22 protein-coding genes and 1 tRNA gene are annotated in these 13,832 nt (G+C 38.9%); 14 read left to right on the top strand and 9 right to left on the bottom strand.

Features of this window, described 5'->3' with window-relative positions:
* Nucleotides 1-248 precede the first annotated feature (248 nt).
* Together ICN37_RS04745 and ICN37_RS04740 are read left to right on the top strand one after the other, a co-directional pair.
* Nucleotides 249-1,049 (top strand): hypothetical protein, encoded by an 801-nt coding sequence (locus ICN37_RS04745; protein WP_216155240.1) that lies wholly within the window; start codon nucleotides 249-251, stop codon nucleotides 1,047-1,049.
* Nucleotides 1,050-1,111: 62 nt separating this feature from the next.
* Nucleotides 1,112-1,459: a hypothetical protein gene (locus ICN37_RS04740; RefSeq protein ID WP_216155238.1), complete on the top strand. Its 348-nt coding sequence runs from the start codon at nucleotides 1,112-1,114 to the stop codon at nucleotides 1,457-1,459.
* Here the strand turns inward: ICN37_RS04740 and ICN37_RS04735 are convergent, their stop codons facing one another.
* From ICN37_RS04735 to ICN37_RS04725, 3 genes are all read right to left on the bottom strand, one after another.
* Nucleotides 1,460-2,026: a site-specific integrase gene (locus ICN37_RS04735; RefSeq protein WP_216155236.1), complete on the bottom strand. Its 567-nt coding sequence runs from the start codon at nucleotides 2,024-2,026 to the stop codon at nucleotides 1,460-1,462.
* A gap of 295 nt (nucleotides 2,027-2,321) precedes the next feature.
* Nucleotides 2,322-2,615 (bottom strand): hypothetical protein, encoded by a 294-nt coding sequence (locus tag ICN37_RS04730; protein WP_216155234.1) that lies wholly within the window; start codon nucleotides 2,613-2,615, stop codon nucleotides 2,322-2,324.
* 387 nt (nucleotides 2,616-3,002) lie between these two features.
* Complete coding sequence (locus tag ICN37_RS04725; protein WP_216155232.1) at nucleotides 3,003-3,293, bottom strand: hypothetical protein; 291 nt, start codon at nucleotides 3,291-3,293, stop codon at nucleotides 3,003-3,005.
* A 144-nt stretch (nucleotides 3,294-3,437) separates the two neighbouring features.
* Between ICN37_RS04725 and ICN37_RS04720 the strand changes: the two genes are divergently transcribed.
* Genes ICN37_RS04720 through ICN37_RS04710 form a run of 3 tightly spaced genes read left to right on the top strand, consistent with a single transcriptional unit; the run spans nucleotide 3,438 to nucleotide 4,211 of the window.
* On the top strand, nucleotides 3,438-3,875 hold the full coding sequence (locus ICN37_RS04720) for a DUF6641 family protein (protein ID WP_216155230.1): 438 nt from the start codon (nucleotides 3,438-3,440) through the stop codon (nucleotides 3,873-3,875).
* Entirely contained in the window at nucleotides 3,872-4,021 is a 150-nt protein-coding gene (locus ICN37_RS04715) for a hypothetical protein (protein WP_216155228.1), read from the top strand. Before ICN37_RS04720 ends, ICN37_RS04715 begins: the two co-directional genes overlap by 4 nt.
* Nucleotides 4,022-4,043: 22 nt before the next feature.
* A complete protein-coding gene (locus ICN37_RS04710) occupies nucleotides 4,044-4,211 on the top strand; it encodes a hypothetical protein (RefSeq protein ID WP_215321209.1) in 168 nt (55 codons plus the stop codon).
* A gap of 230 nt (nucleotides 4,212-4,441) precedes the next feature.
* Here the strand turns inward: ICN37_RS04710 and ICN37_RS04705 are convergent, their stop codons facing one another.
* Complete coding sequence (locus ICN37_RS04705; RefSeq protein ID WP_216155226.1) at nucleotides 4,442-5,713, bottom strand: tyrosine-type recombinase/integrase; 1,272 nt, start codon at nucleotides 5,711-5,713, stop codon at nucleotides 4,442-4,444.
* Nucleotides 5,714-5,807: 94 nt separating this feature from the next.
* On the opposite strand from ICN37_RS04705, the gene ICN37_RS04700 reads away from it, so the two are divergent.
* The 6 genes from ICN37_RS04700 (at nucleotide 5,808) to ICN37_RS04675 (ending at nucleotide 9,577) form a co-directional block, all read left to right on the top strand.
* Nucleotides 5,808-6,395 (top strand): hypothetical protein, encoded by a 588-nt coding sequence (locus ICN37_RS04700; RefSeq protein ID WP_216155224.1) that lies wholly within the window; start codon nucleotides 5,808-5,810, stop codon nucleotides 6,393-6,395.
* Between the two features lie 61 nt (nucleotides 6,396-6,456).
* Nucleotides 6,457-7,023: an SRPBCC family protein gene (locus ICN37_RS04695; protein ID WP_216155222.1), complete on the top strand. Its 567-nt coding sequence runs from the start codon at nucleotides 6,457-6,459 to the stop codon at nucleotides 7,021-7,023.
* A 156-nt stretch (nucleotides 7,024-7,179) separates the two neighbouring features.
* Nucleotides 7,180-7,256, top strand: a tRNA-Met gene (locus ICN37_RS04690).
* Nucleotides 7,257-7,495: 239 nt separating this feature from the next.
* Entirely contained in the window at nucleotides 7,496-8,797 is a 1,302-nt protein-coding gene (locus tag ICN37_RS04685; RefSeq protein WP_216155220.1) for a site-specific integrase, read from the top strand.
* A 58-nt stretch (nucleotides 8,798-8,855) separates the two neighbouring features.
* On the top strand, nucleotides 8,856-9,182 hold the full coding sequence (locus ICN37_RS04680) for a hypothetical protein (RefSeq protein ID WP_216155218.1): 327 nt from the start codon (nucleotides 8,856-8,858) through the stop codon (nucleotides 9,180-9,182).
* On the top strand, nucleotides 9,182-9,577 hold the full coding sequence (locus ICN37_RS04675; RefSeq protein WP_216155216.1) for a hypothetical protein: 396 nt from the start codon (nucleotides 9,182-9,184) through the stop codon (nucleotides 9,575-9,577). The genes ICN37_RS04680 and ICN37_RS04675 overlap by 1 nt, the downstream gene beginning before the upstream one ends.
* Here ICN37_RS04675 and ICN37_RS04670 read toward each other — a convergent pair.
* The 4 genes from ICN37_RS04670 to ICN37_RS04655 form a co-directional block, all read right to left on the bottom strand.
* Nucleotides 9,527-9,997, bottom strand: coding sequence for a polyhydroxyalkanoate synthesis regulator DNA-binding domain-containing protein (locus ICN37_RS04670; protein ID WP_216155214.1), 471 nt, complete (start codon nucleotides 9,995-9,997; stop codon nucleotides 9,527-9,529). The genes ICN37_RS04675 and ICN37_RS04670 overlap by 51 nt on opposite strands.
* A gap of 20 nt (nucleotides 9,998-10,017) precedes the next feature.
* On the bottom strand, nucleotides 10,018-10,188 hold the full coding sequence (locus tag ICN37_RS04665; protein WP_216155212.1) for a hypothetical protein: 171 nt from the start codon (nucleotides 10,186-10,188) through the stop codon (nucleotides 10,018-10,020).
* Between the two features lies 1 nt (nucleotide 10,189).
* Nucleotides 10,190-10,336, bottom strand: coding sequence for a hypothetical protein (locus ICN37_RS04660; RefSeq protein WP_215275667.1), 147 nt, complete (start codon nucleotides 10,334-10,336; stop codon nucleotides 10,190-10,192).
* A 66-nt stretch (nucleotides 10,337-10,402) separates the two neighbouring features.
* Complete coding sequence (locus tag ICN37_RS04655; RefSeq protein WP_216155210.1) at nucleotides 10,403-10,846, bottom strand: DUF6641 family protein; 444 nt, start codon at nucleotides 10,844-10,846, stop codon at nucleotides 10,403-10,405.
* Nucleotides 10,847-11,621: 775 nt separating this feature from the next.
* Between ICN37_RS04655 and ICN37_RS04650 the strand changes: the two genes are divergently transcribed.
* Genes ICN37_RS04650 through ICN37_RS04640 form a run of 3 tightly spaced genes read left to right on the top strand, consistent with a single transcriptional unit; the run spans nucleotide 11,622 to nucleotide 13,020 of the window.
* Nucleotides 11,622-11,954, top strand: a complete 333-nt coding sequence (locus ICN37_RS04650; RefSeq protein WP_216155208.1) for a MarR family transcriptional regulator — start codon at nucleotides 11,622-11,624, stop codon at nucleotides 11,952-11,954.
* Between the two features lie 5 nt (nucleotides 11,955-11,959).
* A complete protein-coding gene (locus ICN37_RS04645; protein ID WP_216155206.1) occupies nucleotides 11,960-12,475 on the top strand; it encodes a hypothetical protein in 516 nt (171 codons plus the stop codon).
* Nucleotides 12,472-13,020: a hypothetical protein gene (locus ICN37_RS04640; RefSeq protein ID WP_215275660.1), complete on the top strand. Its 549-nt coding sequence runs from the start codon at nucleotides 12,472-12,474 to the stop codon at nucleotides 13,018-13,020. Before ICN37_RS04645 ends, ICN37_RS04640 begins: the two co-directional genes overlap by 4 nt.
* A gap of 93 nt (nucleotides 13,021-13,113) precedes the next feature.
* Here the strand turns inward: ICN37_RS04640 and ICN37_RS04635 are convergent, their stop codons facing one another.
* Nucleotides 13,114-13,635: a hypothetical protein gene (locus ICN37_RS04635; RefSeq protein WP_216155204.1), complete on the bottom strand. Its 522-nt coding sequence runs from the start codon at nucleotides 13,633-13,635 to the stop codon at nucleotides 13,114-13,116.
* Between the last annotated feature and the right edge of the window lie 197 nt (nucleotides 13,636-13,832).

Raw genomic sequence — 13,832 nt, 5'->3', positions numbered from 1 at the left:
TTCAGTTTGGCTAAGGTGTTGATAGGTCATGGCTACTTTGACTTGCAGGTCTAGAAGCTTTGGATACTAAAACATCCTTAGCCTCCTTAACTAGTTGTTCAAAGTTGCACTTCGTAGTTGAATCCACCTCCTTTTAAATAGCAGCACTGATTGATAGAATTGGTAAAGCGTTTTTGTGCTGCATGTATCCATTAGAAATCTCAAAATGGTGTTTCCTTAGGCATATGAAAGAAAGGTCAGCTACCTAAATGGCGATGGATTTTTACTACAAAGGACTGGGTCCTGAGGAGCGCATTTTTGCGCAAACACCTGAAGCGGCTGCCGCTAAAGCAAAAGGAACTTTGTATGAGGCATGGTTTGATGTATTGCAAACATCGCCTTGGTATAACAAGATTTGTGAATCACAAGAGTTTCCGAGCAGCAAGTCTGAAGAGACATGGAAACAATTTGGTGACTTAAGGGGTAAGACATTTAGTAAGTGGTGGCTGGAGAGGGGGTATAAGATCTTTGCTGAAGTTGTGCCTTATCAGCCAATGCAAATTGACGACTTAAAGATTGAAGTGAAAAAGTTAAAAGATCTAAAGAAGCCACCACTATTAAAAATTGAAGTGCCACTGAATTTATCGCCTGCTGCACTCAAAGAACAATTTAATGAAATCCTCAAAGCACACAAGCTTTATTCAGATGAATTTGATCGCTGGGATTACAGCACTGCCCAGGTGCATCAAGAGCGTGAAACTAAATTAACCTATGCCACGATTAAGAGGTGGATGCAGGTTTATCGGGCTTATGAAAAGGAAAAAGATAGAAAAGACTTCAAGCTCTATAACTTTGCGAGGGATTTAGAGCTTCATCCTAAGTTGTTTGTGAATATGCCCAAACGAATAGATCTACCTGAGGGCTTGAGGACAGAGGCTGCCAATGTTGCTAGCGACATATTGAAGAAATCCATGTTCTTAATGGCAAATGCTACCGAGATGAGTTTTCCCAATACAGCGCCTCATGAATGGGCACTAACGAGCAATAGGGCTAAAAAGACTAAAAAGTAATGATGTTTATAAGCAAGATTTGATATCCTGATAACAACTTGTAATCAATCAAGAGGGGTTATATGGATTTCTATCTAAAAGCAGATAAATGGAATAAGAAGAAGTGTCCCGATACATCTAAAGTCGCTGAGCCAGTTAAGTGGCGCACTGTAAAAGATGCAACCGTCATCAAAGTCGCCAATGCCAAATATCGTGGTTCAGTATTTGATGGAGTTTTCTTGGTGGTTAATGGAAATTCAATCAAAGAGGCTAAGTCAGGCAAAGGCAAGAAAAAAGTCTTTTGCCTTTGGTATGGACATCAAATTAAAACTGACTTCCCTGAGCTAACACTAGACATCGAAACAACTGAGCTTATTGAGAACTACAAAGGCAAAGTAGTCACTGATTTAGCTGATCCTAAAAAGAAATAACTAAACTAACTCCACGGCAGCCTTAAGCTGATCGGGGCTGCTATACAGATAGGTAGCAGTTGTGCTGATGTTGCGGTGCCCAGCCAAGCTCTTCAATATATGAATTGCTGTACCTTTGTTGGCAAGCCCCGTTAAAAAGCTGCGGCGACCTGAATGTGAACTACAACCCTCTAAGCCTACAGCTCGGTATAGATAAAAGAAATATTGAGTAAGCGAGTTGGCACTAAATCCATCTTTCTTTTGTGTATAAAACAGGGGCTTGCTAGCATCCTTAATTTTTAGCAATCGGGTGTATTGCCCTAATTCCTTTTGCATGCGTTCGTTTAAGTAAACAGTGCGGGCATGCTTGCCCTTGGTTTGATCGGGCATTAAGCGGATTTCGGGTTTGATTGTGCCGCTGTCGTTTAAAACGTCGTTTATACGCAGGGCAGCCACTTCAGCTACTCGCATACCAGCGTAGTGCGTAAGCAGCAACATGACCCGATTGCGTGCGCTGTGCCTGCGTGTAGCGACGTGATCTAAAACTCGGCGTAACTCTTGTGGATTTAAAACTCTAGCTTGTGACATATGTATCCCCCTGAAAAATATTAAATGCAGAGCTACAGTATGTTTTCTTAGATTCGGTTTGGGCAACCGAAAATGGTTGATTAAGATCTTCAATAAATTCAATGACTTAGGGCAAAACATAAGAGTTCTCTAATTCTCTTATATTTATGTGGCTAAAGTGCCACGAATTAAAAGACCTATTTAAAAGCCCTACAAGCGGTTTAAATTTGGGCTCAGCAACCCAAGCCTGCGATGGGCATGCTTGTTTCCCCATGAATTTTTGAATGATTACTTCAAAGTAATCGAAAATAAAGATTTAAATTAAATTACCATCTGCATCATATAAGAAGCAATCTCGATCCATGTCCTTGCCTGTTCGTTCATCCATATTTTCTAGATCAACTTCATTAATCAATGAATATAATTCGAACCAAATGGATGGATCTGCAGGCGCTATTTTAGGAAACTCCTCTAGCTCGCTCTCGTCAACTGAATAGGAAGCATTTTCTAAAACACTTTCCCATTTCTTTTGATCAGCAGTGTCGAATTCTTCCCAATAATCTTCAAAAGTAGTCCAAGATCTAGAGTTAATAAATTTATATACGGGCATAAAAATCTCCTATTGATAGAGCATAAAGGCGAACTACGTTCTCCTGTGATTTCGCTTATCGCTCATCACATTTTTCTATTTCTGATATTACTAAAGAAATATGATTGGGCGATAGAACTTTTAGTCAAACGACGGCTATATTGATTAACTGAGAATCAACATAGCCGCCGCTTAGTGTTAGATTGGTATGACATCACTTCTAGCTAACACGACTCTAAAAGGTATTCCGAGAGACTGATGTATTAAAACTCTCAACCTACTTCTGCATTGATTTGCATTGTAGGAACCTGCGGCCTACTTGTGTTGTATCACTTTTAGAGCAGTGATACCAAGTGCGGGCTCATTAGCCGACATATTACAACCCGCGTTTTTGCCAATTTGGGTTGGCTATACCTTTTTCTGCCTATGCTCTTGCCTGCGTATTTTTTTGTATAAGTTAAGTATTGAAAATGCTTGTGTAGAAGTTGCTTTAGTTTTAATTTTAAAAATATTCAGTTGTTTAATTTGTTTTTCGCTTAGTTTTGTTTTGTAGCTTTTAAGTAGGCAACTAGCTGCTAACTTTGCTCGAATGAAGTTCGAGTCTAAATCGGGGTTAGTGCACTTATAAGGATTGAGCCCTTGAGATCTAAACCACGCATCAGTTTGAGCCGTATCTTTAATGTTTTTATAGCTATTCATAAAGTTATTTAGTGAAACCTAATAAAAGCAGATTAATCTTGGTTCAGATTATTAGATTCAGGCAGATCTTGGTAAAAAGAGGTTGCCCATTCAAAAACTCTGACAATAAATTAAGTGTGCCCATTAACTTAATAGGAGAAAACAATGAGCGCACTAACAAGTTTGAAATTAACAACATCAAAAAAACCAACAAGTATTCCACCGATCTTGCATCGTAGGAATAAGCTTTCTACGAAGATTTGGGAGCAGATTCAGCTCGCTAACGCTCAGAAGGCGGGTGATACCTTTACTGTAAAGAAATTTAAAACAGTAAAAGATATTGATGGCTCTAGTAAAAATATCGAAATGCAAAAGCGAGTACGCCCTTGGTGGTTTGTATCTGCCGAAGGCAAGGTATGCCTGAATGTGCGTTATGGTGCAAAACTGATTGAATTAGCTAAAGGCAAAACTGCTGTTGAAGTAGCTACAGCAGAAGATTTAATCAAGACGCTGGAAGTGATTAAGGCTGCTGTAGAAGCGGGGGAGCTAGATGGTCAGATTGAGCAGGCTAGTGGTGCAGTCAGGGCTGGGTTTGGAAGATGAAGAAATATCTTCTGTGGGTTCGCATAAGTCCAACCCAAACTACCAATACTTTCGTATATGCAGATAACCAGTTAGCCGCAAAGATGCTGGGTGAACATATGTATGGTGTTGGGAATGTATTGAATTACACTGAAGTAAGGGAGTAAATGAAAGTGGCTTAAATACTTGATGCGCTTTTATGAATTTAAAAACATCAAACCTATTAAGCCACTTTCTCCCGAGCAGGCTCGCGTTTCCGTATTAAAGAAAAAAGTGGCTTCAGCAAAACAGCAACTCCGCACTGAAAAAGGTAAGCAGCTAATCAAGCCCATCAAGTCGGTGGGTAGCGCATCCTAAAAAATAAGTCGCGCAATTTTTAACGCCATTGGAGATCTCGGTCTCTGGTGATTTAAATCTAACCCCACCTCGTATTCGTAATAATTCTTATTACGAGAAAAGCGGAGATTTGAGTGAAATCTGGTGGTTTTTTGCTCAAATATTAGGGATCTACAGTTTTGATGGCAATGGGGCTGACAGGTATAGCGAGGCTGGTTTTAAATGGTTTGTCGTTTAAAACGACACTTCAATCAACCAGCCAACTTCTCTGCAGCCAGCGTAGCTGTGAGCTTGCTATAAAAGCGTTCAAGCATTTGCACAGAAGTGCCCATTTGCTTTGCTAGCGTATGTATATCCATGCCCCACTCAACTAGGCTAAATGTAGCGTAGGTATGTCTAAAGCTATACATAGTGCGTTTTGCGCCTGTAGTGGATAGCAGTAAGCCTGAGTCCTTCATTAACCACTTAAAGCTACTAACAAAGTCGTAAGGACGCTCACCATTCGGATGTCGCCATAAAAACTCCTCACGCTTTTCTTCTAGTAGTTGATCTAGCGTTAAGTGATCCCATTCAGAAAATCTATTCTTTAATCGTTCTATTACTGGAATAGCTTCATGTCTTGCAATCAGCCAGCGTGGACCCGTTTTGCCACTTACCCATATCCGTAGATATCTAACCCCCTTATCTGTATGCCACTCTAAGTGACGCCATTGGATATTGAATGCTTCAGTGCCATGGCGCATACCTGTTGCCATGAGGATTTCTATGTAATCACGAAGCAATAATCTGCCAAGATGAGCTTCTTCTGTTTTGCCGCCTTGACTCCATGTTTTTAAGAAATGTAGCAAGTAGTCAATCTCTTTTCTGGTGAAGGCTGGTCTTGGAGTGCTCTTTTCGCCTTTAGTGCCTAAGCGAGGAACTGGGTGCTTATCACTGAGCCAACCCCTTTTAATGGCTAGATCGAATACCCTGTTGTAGGCGGAGAAGTGGGTCATCATGGTTGAGCGCATGAGTTTGCGTTTCATCTTTTCTGCTCGCCAAACTTCATACTCAGCAATATCTTGATGGTTGATGCTAGTGAGATGCTTCTTGCCAAAGAATGGGGTTAGATAGTTATCTATGACTGATATGTAATCCACATAGATCTTTTTACCTACACCGTTATCTAAATCACCTTGTAGCTCTACTTTGGCAGCTTCCGCTGCTGAATCAAACCGTTTGTTTAACGGTGGTAAACCCAGTTCTTCCATAAAGCGGGCTCTGTCGTAAATATCCCCAGCTTTCTTCTTGGCGTATTCCAGATCCTCATAGCCAGTACTAACCCTGTGCCACTTCTTATCGAATAACCTAAAGCGCATTTGCCATTGATTGCTGCGCTCTCGTTTATATAAGGTGATGTTGCCATCCCTCATATGCACTAGCTTGCCAGTAGCTAGGTTTTCTAGGTATTTAAGTTGGGATGATTTTTCGGGGGTAGAGGTGCTTTGAAAGAAAAGGGTAAGCAGTTCAGTTTCTTTAAGCATGTTTTTGTGCTGAAAAACATAGCTTAATTTCGGTGTGTAGGGTTGGGCAACCTGAAAATTTCGTTTAGAAATATTTTTTGTTAGTATTTTGTTTATGAAAAATTTAATCGTTTCTTTGGCTTTGGGATTACTCTCGCTAAATTCTTTTGGATTTGAAATATTTGCTTTAGGAACAAGCAATACAAATTGCAAAAATGCTGGTCAGGCATATACGGCAAAGTTAAATGATTTGCTGCTGGCGGATAAGATTAATGCTTCAGTGATCAATGCAGGTGTAGATGGAGATAGACCTGCTTTTATGATGAATCGCTTAGAGCGTGGACTTAAGGATTATCCAAATACAAAACTGGTTATTTTCGAGCCGGGTCCAAATGAGCGCAATCCAAGATTTAGCCTAGGACCAGCAGAAGACATATTGGCATATCTTCAAAAAATCCAAATGCCCACTATCTATGTTTCGCATACTGTAGTGCAGTCGCCTGAAGAAGGTGCTGAGATGGCAAAAAAATATGGAGCCTATTACTACGGTGATTGGGCGCAAGGTATTCCAAAAGATACCGATCATAGACAGTTTGATATGGGCTCGGGCGGTGGGCACATGACAGTTAAAGGCTGTCAGTTATGGGCAAAGAACATACTTCCACTGGTTGAGCAAGTTATCAAAGACAAAAATCTTAAATAACCCCCCCATCCATTCGCCGTCGTTTAAAACGACAAGTCCGTTTAGATTCTAAAGTGCATATATGAAATGGATTATTTGCCTTTTCTTATCCTTGAGCACAATGCATAGTTATGCTCAAGAAAATGCTAATCCATATGATGTACAAGTTAGCGTAATTTCAGAGGATGGTCATTTTAAGATTGTGGCAAGCTATCAGGCGCCGATTGATATATGCACTGCTTATGCCTTCCTTACTGATTATGAGGGTGCTAAGAACATTCCAGGAATCATTGAGTCAAAAGTAATATCAAGAAGTCGCAATAAAGTTCGCGTCCGAAGAGCTATTAGAGAGGAGATACTCTTTTTCCCTGTTGAGATGAAATCATTGGTGGAATATACGGAGACTCCAAATAAACTGATTGCTTTTGAGCAAGTCAGTGGCGATAACAAACAATACCGAGGAGCTTGGCGGCTTACTGAAGCAAAAGATAAGACCCTATTTAAGTATGAGGCGATTGTTGAGCCGAATTCCATTATTCCATCGATAGTAATCGAGTATTTTGTAAGAAATAGTATCCGCGCAAGATTTGAGTCAATGGCGCAAAGAGCCGCGCAAACAAAGTTTTCAGATTCATTTGCCTGTAATTAGTTTGCCCCTACCCACTCACCGTCGTTTAAAACGACAATTTCTGTACACAAGGTGTGTACCGTAGATTTACCGTAAAAACACCGTTTTTCAAGGGAAGAAGAATCTAGGCGGCTCAAAATAGCTCTCTAGGCTAAATTACGTTAAAATAACGAGTTCGGCGAATTAGCTCAGCTGGTTAGAGCGACGGAATCATAATCCGCAGGTCCGGGGTTCAAATCCCTGATTCGCCACCAAACAATGCTGTAAGTAAAAGGGTTAGCGGGCGATTTGCTCCTAGCCCTTTTTTCTTTTCAGCACTACACACCTACTACACACTTTTTGACACAAAACCTTAAACCCTATATGCTGTTTGGGTTAGAGGGCAAAAATGTCAGCACGAAAATCAACCACACACAGCATTATTGAAGGTGAGCTACTCGTTGCTTTGCGAGAGCGAAGTAGCATTTGGCAAGCTCGCTATTGCGTGGATGGTGTGTGGCAGAGAACAACGACAGGTGAGCGAGACTTAAAGAAGGCTAAGGATAGGGCTAAGGAGCTCTATAACGAGGCACAGTGGAGAAAAAAGTCCAACATCACACCTATCACTCGTTTTTTCAGAGATGTTGCCAAAGTGGCTGTAAAGAAGCTACAGGCAGAGGTTGATAGTGGCAGTGGCAAAGCTACTTACAAAGACTACATAACAGCGATAGAAACCTACCTTATCCCTATTTTGGGCAAATACAAGGTAGACAGCATTGATTACAAGGCACTTGAGCACTTAAATGCTGAACGCATTAAGAAGATGAATGCCAAAAAGGGTAGAAAGAAAGACGCTGAGCTTAAGACTCCCACCAAAAGCACTCTCCTCACTCATAACGCTGCCTTAAACAGAGTTTTTGATTTGGCAATTGAAAAAGGCTATATGACAGTCAGTAGTAAGCCAAATTTGATTGCTAAGGGTAAGGCAAGCGAAAGACGAGATGAATTTACTGAAGAAGAGATAAGGGCATTACGAGGGAATTTTGAAAAGTGGATTGATAGAGGTAGAGCAGACGCTAAACCTGTAAGAGCTTTACTAAGAGACTATGTAGAAGTTTTATTAGACACAGGTGCGAGAGCAGGTAAAGAGTTGCTTGACTTAAGGTGGGTTCAGATACAACTCAACTACGAACCAAAATCACTTGGCAAAACTAAAGCTGTGCCAACGGAAGATAACCAACACGGTGAAGACATAGAGGCAGTGGATTTACAAAGACTAGCTTTAATAAGAATTGAGACAGGTAAGACAGGAAAGAGAACAGCGATAGGTAGGGCAGATACAGTTGTGGCATTAGGTAGGATTGCTGAGCGTAATTACAAAAAGCCTTTGGCTACAGTCATAGAAGAAAACCCAAAAGATTACATATTTAGGTTTGTTGAGTTTTTGAATGATGATGAAAAGAAGGCAGGTAAGAAACCTAAGTTTATTAAACCAACAAGTTTTGTTAAGTTATTCAATACCTACCTAAGCGAACACGGACTTTTACACCATCCTGTTAGTGGTAAAAAGCGTCAACCATATAGTCTGCGTCATACCTATGCCACTCTAATGCTTACACACGATAAAGTTCCACCCCACACATTAGCTAAACAAATGGGCACTAGTATTGGTATGTTGGAAAAGCATTACAGTCATTTGGAGGCAATCAAAGCAATTCATCAATTAAGGGGTGAGGAAAGCAGAGCTTTAATACAGGCAGATAGTGTTGTAGATGCCAAATATGCATACAGGGAAAAGAAAAAGGTTGTCAAATAGCTTATTGATTGGGCTTAGGCTAAGATGAACAGAGGGTAATACATTTAAGGGGTGCGTAATGAAATATGTTTTTATATTGCTAACATTGGCTTCGTCTGTCTCTATTGCTCAAACTACTTACTATTCTGATGCCAACGGAATGCCAATGGGCACAGCACAAAAGAGTGGCAACACTACCTATTACTCAAACGCTAATGGAATGCCAATGGGCACAGCACAGCAAAGTGGTAATACAACTTACTATTCCAATGCAAACGGAATGCCAATGGGCACAGCACAATCACCACAACCCATACAGCAATTTCAACAAGCACCAATGAATGCTCCATCTGCACCTACATTTCCAACAAGTCCAATGTTTCCAAGTAGTCCACGCGGAATGTAATGATGGAAAAGGAAACGCATAAACAACATTCCTTAAAGTTTGCTGAGGAAGTTGTAGAGAGTCTCAATCAAAGCACTACAACTCAATCACCAATGCCAAAAGATATTCTTGCTGAGATATTTGAAAAGAGTGACGAAGAATTCTTATTAAGTTGCTACGCGGTGCACAAAGAGTTTGAGGTAAAGGCAGGAAGGCAACCACAGACGCTTGAAGAATTTACAAAAGATTTTTACAGAGAAAAAACTGAAGAGGAAATAAAACAAGCAGAGCAATTTCAAGACGAAATAGATACTTATTTAAGACACAATGGCTCAGTTGGTGCTCGTGCTCGCACTAAACCTAAATTAACTTTGCTTGCCAAAGTTCGAAATTTCTTTCATAAACTTTTCAGTTAGCATTTGATGTTCTTTGCCTAAGTCACTTAAGTAATCCATTGCATCAGAACTTAGTGGATTTAAGAATTTAGTATTTGAACCTATAAACGCATCCAAAGACTTTTGAATGTAGTTGCCAAACATTTCTCTTTGCTCTTCGTTATATTTGTAGAGGCAAATAATTTTTATTAGGAATTCATTGGAGAATTGACTAAACAACTCAGTGTTTTCCAATACAAGACTAACCATTACAGAACGAGTGACATCTTCTTTAGTTTTGGCATCAATAATTTTTAATGGAATGCCTTTAGCAATTAGATTTTGTAAGTCTTTGAACGCAATATATTCGCTTTCAAAGGTGTCATATAACCTTCTACTTGCATACTTCGTAATTATTCTTTCTTTATCTGCCATAGCTTGAATGATACGGAATTTAGGCAAACTTTGCCTTAGTAGTAATGCTACTGTGTGTGCAATGCTGTATTGAGGTTTTTTTGTGCTTTTGCTATCTTTTGCCTATCTCGTTCAGCTTTGAGTGCCTTATTAGCATTGTCTTTTTGTGTTTTCAAAGCATTGATACGAGCTTTTTCAGGTGTTAAGGGTTTGATTGTGGCTATTTCTTTTATGAGCATATTAGGCAATCTGTTGTGGTTGATGAGGAACATTGGCAGAACCAAAGATAGCTTGAAATAGTTTGTATGCCTGTGCTTGATTCTGTGCATACAAAATCGTTTCTACCCACATACCACTTGCATTAACAATTGCTTTATATCTCTTCATACATATATTTATTTTTCCTTACATTTACACGCCCCAAATAGTTATTAGATGGGGCGTGTAAATAACTCACTTACCAAATGCCTGTCGTGTAGCTAAGCTCATATCGTTAATAGCATCGTCAAGCTCGCCATTTAATACAGCAACCTTTAGCGACTTGAGCGTAGCAATAAGTTCATCACCATTGCTAAGTTCAATTGCGTTTGCTCCCTTTTTATTAAGGGGCAAAGTTTTTGCACCATACTTAACAGCCAAATTAATCTTGCCTGTATCACCAGTCCAATACCATTCACGCACACGCTTGACTGTTTCAACAGTCATCTTTTCACCTGTTTGTTTATTGATGTATGTCTTTAAGCGTTTTGGTGCAAAAGTATTTCCTGTCTTTTGTGCCTCACAAAGCTCAATTTGTTCGTGTAGCTTGGCACAGAGCTTATTGCGACGCATAACAATAGGTGCAACTGATTGATGCTTTTTACTAACAACTAATTTAAGGGCATTTAATGTGCTCATTTTTACTCTCCAAAGTAGATATTTAAGTATGGGTTTTACAAAAAGCAGACTTTTTTTGTTGAAACAAAAACCCTGCTTTTCCTTAAACCCCATATATCTACTGTAGTTTCAGCCTACGCACTTGGACAACCTGTTTTTTCCACCAATAACCAAACATATGGGTATGAAAAAGCTAGGAAGTATTTGGTATTGCATAAATATCTATACAAATGAGACATAAAAGTTGGCACGCTGAATGTAATAGTGCTGTTAAATCCGTTCTGATGTGTGACGGTAAACAATAGGGTTGCTCATTACTCGCTGTATCGCACTACCTAGCTAAATGCTAGATGCCTTAAATGCCACACCACTGTGTAGAAGCGTTTGCGATGCTGTAATGGTTGGTAGCGTAGCAATACGCGAATAAGTGAGTGGGATGCCACAATTAAACCCACAAACACTCCACAAAGCTACTGATATAGGCTGTGGAAGTGTTGCGTTAGACGAGCACATAAAAGGTGATAGCAAAACCTACCTTCTCTTGTTAAATCAAGTTGTGTGTATATCAGTTATGTAAAACCTCAGCAAAAGGTTTCTTTATCGCTACGCTCTTAAATGAGCGTGGCTTATGAGCCCTAGCAAAAGGGAGCAAAAGCAAAATCAATAAAAAGAGATATAAGAGAAGATGTGGCAAACAAAAGCGTTAGCTTTTGTGCAGACACAAGCAGACTACGAAGTAGTTTGCTTTTCATACTATTCAATCTAAAATGATAAAAAATATAAAGAAGCGAGACAAATGGATAGCTATTTCAAATATCTGGCTGTATTAGATAAGAGCAATAAGAAGTTCAAATTAAGCAATGACGAAAGATTGCTATTGGATGTGGTTGCATCAGCAATACACAATGACAGAGTGATGTATGTAAAAGACTTAATCACACTAAATCAAATAGCATCACAAGCAACATTACATAAGGCACTATCAAGCCTTGTTGATAAAAAGCTACTTGAATTAAAGATTACAAAAGAAGATGGCAGACTTAAGGAGGTTCGTTTAACCAAACTTGCTAATAAGCGATATGAGGAGCTAAGCAATGCTATTGAGGCTGCTGTCATTAAAACCAAATAAAAAGTATGCGACAAATAAAAGACGAAACAAACAGTTATGTAGTTGGTGAAATGGCTTGCGTAGCTGTTTATTTCAAAAAGAAATTAGATGCAAGTGGTGTGAATTTATCCTTTGATTCAAAAGTCAAAAGATTTATGGATAAATGGGAAGGACAATCAGCTTGCATAGACATAGATGATATGGAGTATGTGGCAGTTAATTGGCTAAACGAGAAAGAACCAAATACATATAAGTTATTTTCTAAATTAAAAGCACAATTAGTAATTTGCTACGGCAGACAAGAGTGGCAGAGTAGTAGCCCATCCCCACACGACATATCCATAAGTGGTGACAAAGCATTTATTACTTGGCAAGTGGAAAGTATGGAGTATTTGAACGGCATCGCAAATGCCATTAACTCCAACAAAGAGTTAAGTTTAAGGATTGAAGTTGCTTGCAATGATAAAAAGATTGGTGAGCGACTTAGTGAAAAAGTAATTAAAGAAGATATCTACAAAATTTCAGTGATGTTTGATAAATGAATAAAACAGTCTATTACTTAACGGGTATGGGTGGACGCTTAGATAAGGGTTTGGGTAGAGGCTTGTTGGAAAAAGGATTCAATGTAAAAGGTAGGGAGCTTTATGGAGACTTTAGGAAGTATGAATTCCAACTTCAAGTTGAGCTAATTGCAAAAGATTTAACTAATTTGTTTTGGGATGAGAATTGCTGTGTTATTGCCAATTCATTTGGTGCCTATTTGTTTCTAAATGCACAGGCAATAATGAAACCCTATATTGGTAAGGTAATTTTGTTATCTCCAATTGTTGGTGAATTTTCAAACGAGGAAACCTTAACTACATTTGTGCCACCTCGTGCAGGTAGATTATTTGAGCTTGCTAAAGCTGATAAATTACCAACCCCAAAGAATTGTGAAATTTATGTTGGGGAAGATGATTGGCAAAGCAATCCAAAAAGTGTAATGAACTTAGGTGCAATGTTAGGCATTAAAGTAAATATCGTTCCTAATGCAGGACATATGTTGCCCGTGTCATATGTAGAGAAGATATTGGATGGATTGGTTTAGTAAATGGTTAACTCAATTTGTAGTTTATAAATTCTTATATTTGCTTTCAAAACCAATGGTTCTCATAAGATGGCAATGTAGATTAGTCATAAGCTACAAAATCTGAACTTCAAACCAACCAAAATAAACGGCTTCTAAGGTGTAGTGCATATCAGCAGAAACATCATATGCCTTGTCAAGCGTCACATCGTGTTTCTTAATCAATCTTTTCAAATGTAATGTTTCCAAATATTTGAAGATACTGAATATTATTGATGTAGATTCTTCAAGTTGGGAAATTGCATCAGTTCTATTGTGTAAGCTATGTAAGGCATCATCTAATGCAGGCAAAATAATATAGTCATTTTCATTTTCAATCATTAAGTATGCATAAGCTGTGTTACTTAACTTAAAGAAGGTAAGTTGCTCATCCGTAATTCCACTAATTACGGTAGCCTTCTTGTGTATTAGTTCATCAAAATATTGAGAGATGTTAAGTAATGATTCAATATTGTCATCACCTTTAGTGGCAATATTTCGCAAGTTATAAACATCAACAGTCGCTCCCTTGTAGGTGCTTTTGACGCGAGGAATTGCATTATTTGAAAAAATAACTAATTTTGGAAATTCATTCATATCAACAATTGCCCTTTATTTAAGGTGGATAAATTGTGTTTACAAAAGCATAGCACCCAAAACTACAGCATTGCCTGTCTCAATTTGCCTCAAATTTATAGTTGTGTCAGAATAAAGCGTGCCTATGAAGCGAGTCGCCTTCATATAAATCCAACAGCGTAGATAGTCGTGTTGGAGCCAATTTCTATTTGTGTTCA

Source organism: Polynucleobacter sp. P1-05-14 (assembly GCF_018881675.1).
Taxonomy (GTDB): domain Bacteria; phylum Pseudomonadota; class Gammaproteobacteria; order Burkholderiales; family Burkholderiaceae; genus Polynucleobacter.
Note: the sequence above shows the minus strand (reverse complement) of the source record. Positions and strands in the feature narration are given on the sequence as shown.

Bases quoted from the DNA above. Each gene is read 5' to 3' on its own strand.
- ICN37_RS04745 (WP_216155240.1), top strand. From the start codon at position 249: ATGGCGATGGATTTTTACTACAAAGGACTGGGTCCTGAGGAGCGCATT.
- ICN37_RS04740 (WP_216155238.1), top strand. From the start codon at position 1,112: ATGGATTTCTATCTAAAAGCAGATAAATGGAATAAGAAGAAGTGTCCC.
- ICN37_RS04735 (WP_216155236.1), bottom strand. From the start codon at position 2,026: ATGTCACAAGCTAGAGTTTTAAATCCACAAGAGTTACGCCGAGTTTTA.
- ICN37_RS04730 (WP_216155234.1), bottom strand. From the start codon at position 2,615: ATGCCCGTATATAAATTTATTAACTCTAGATCTTGGACTACTTTTGAA.
- ICN37_RS04725 (WP_216155232.1), bottom strand. From the start codon at position 3,293: ATGAATAGCTATAAAAACATTAAAGATACGGCTCAAACTGATGCGTGG.
- ICN37_RS04720 (WP_216155230.1), top strand. From the start codon at position 3,438: ATGAGCGCACTAACAAGTTTGAAATTAACAACATCAAAAAAACCAACA.
- ICN37_RS04715 (WP_216155228.1), top strand. From the start codon at position 3,872: ATGAAGAAATATCTTCTGTGGGTTCGCATAAGTCCAACCCAAACTACC.
- ICN37_RS04710 (WP_215321209.1), top strand. From the start codon at position 4,044: ATGCGCTTTTATGAATTTAAAAACATCAAACCTATTAAGCCACTTTCT.
- ICN37_RS04705 (WP_216155226.1), bottom strand. From the start codon at position 5,713: ATGCTTAAAGAAACTGAACTGCTTACCCTTTTCTTTCAAAGCACCTCT.
- ICN37_RS04700 (WP_216155224.1), top strand. From the start codon at position 5,808: ATGAAAAATTTAATCGTTTCTTTGGCTTTGGGATTACTCTCGCTAAAT.
- ICN37_RS04695 (WP_216155222.1), top strand. From the start codon at position 6,457: ATGAAATGGATTATTTGCCTTTTCTTATCCTTGAGCACAATGCATAGT.
- ICN37_RS04680 (WP_216155218.1), top strand. From the start codon at position 8,856: ATGAAATATGTTTTTATATTGCTAACATTGGCTTCGTCTGTCTCTATT.
- ICN37_RS04675 (WP_216155216.1), top strand. From the start codon at position 9,182: ATGATGGAAAAGGAAACGCATAAACAACATTCCTTAAAGTTTGCTGAG.
- ICN37_RS04665 (WP_216155212.1), bottom strand. From the start codon at position 10,188: ATGCTCATAAAAGAAATAGCCACAATCAAACCCTTAACACCTGAAAAA.
- ICN37_RS04660 (WP_215275667.1), bottom strand. From the start codon at position 10,336: ATGAAGAGATATAAAGCAATTGTTAATGCAAGTGGTATGTGGGTAGAA.
- ICN37_RS04655 (WP_216155210.1), bottom strand. From the start codon at position 10,846: ATGAGCACATTAAATGCCCTTAAATTAGTTGTTAGTAAAAAGCATCAA.
- ICN37_RS04650 (WP_216155208.1), top strand. From the start codon at position 11,622: ATGGATAGCTATTTCAAATATCTGGCTGTATTAGATAAGAGCAATAAG.
- ICN37_RS04645 (WP_216155206.1), top strand. From the start codon at position 11,960: ATGCGACAAATAAAAGACGAAACAAACAGTTATGTAGTTGGTGAAATG.
- ICN37_RS04640 (WP_215275660.1), top strand. From the start codon at position 12,472: ATGAATAAAACAGTCTATTACTTAACGGGTATGGGTGGACGCTTAGAT.
- ICN37_RS04635 (WP_216155204.1), bottom strand. From the start codon at position 13,635: ATGAATGAATTTCCAAAATTAGTTATTTTTTCAAATAATGCAATTCCT.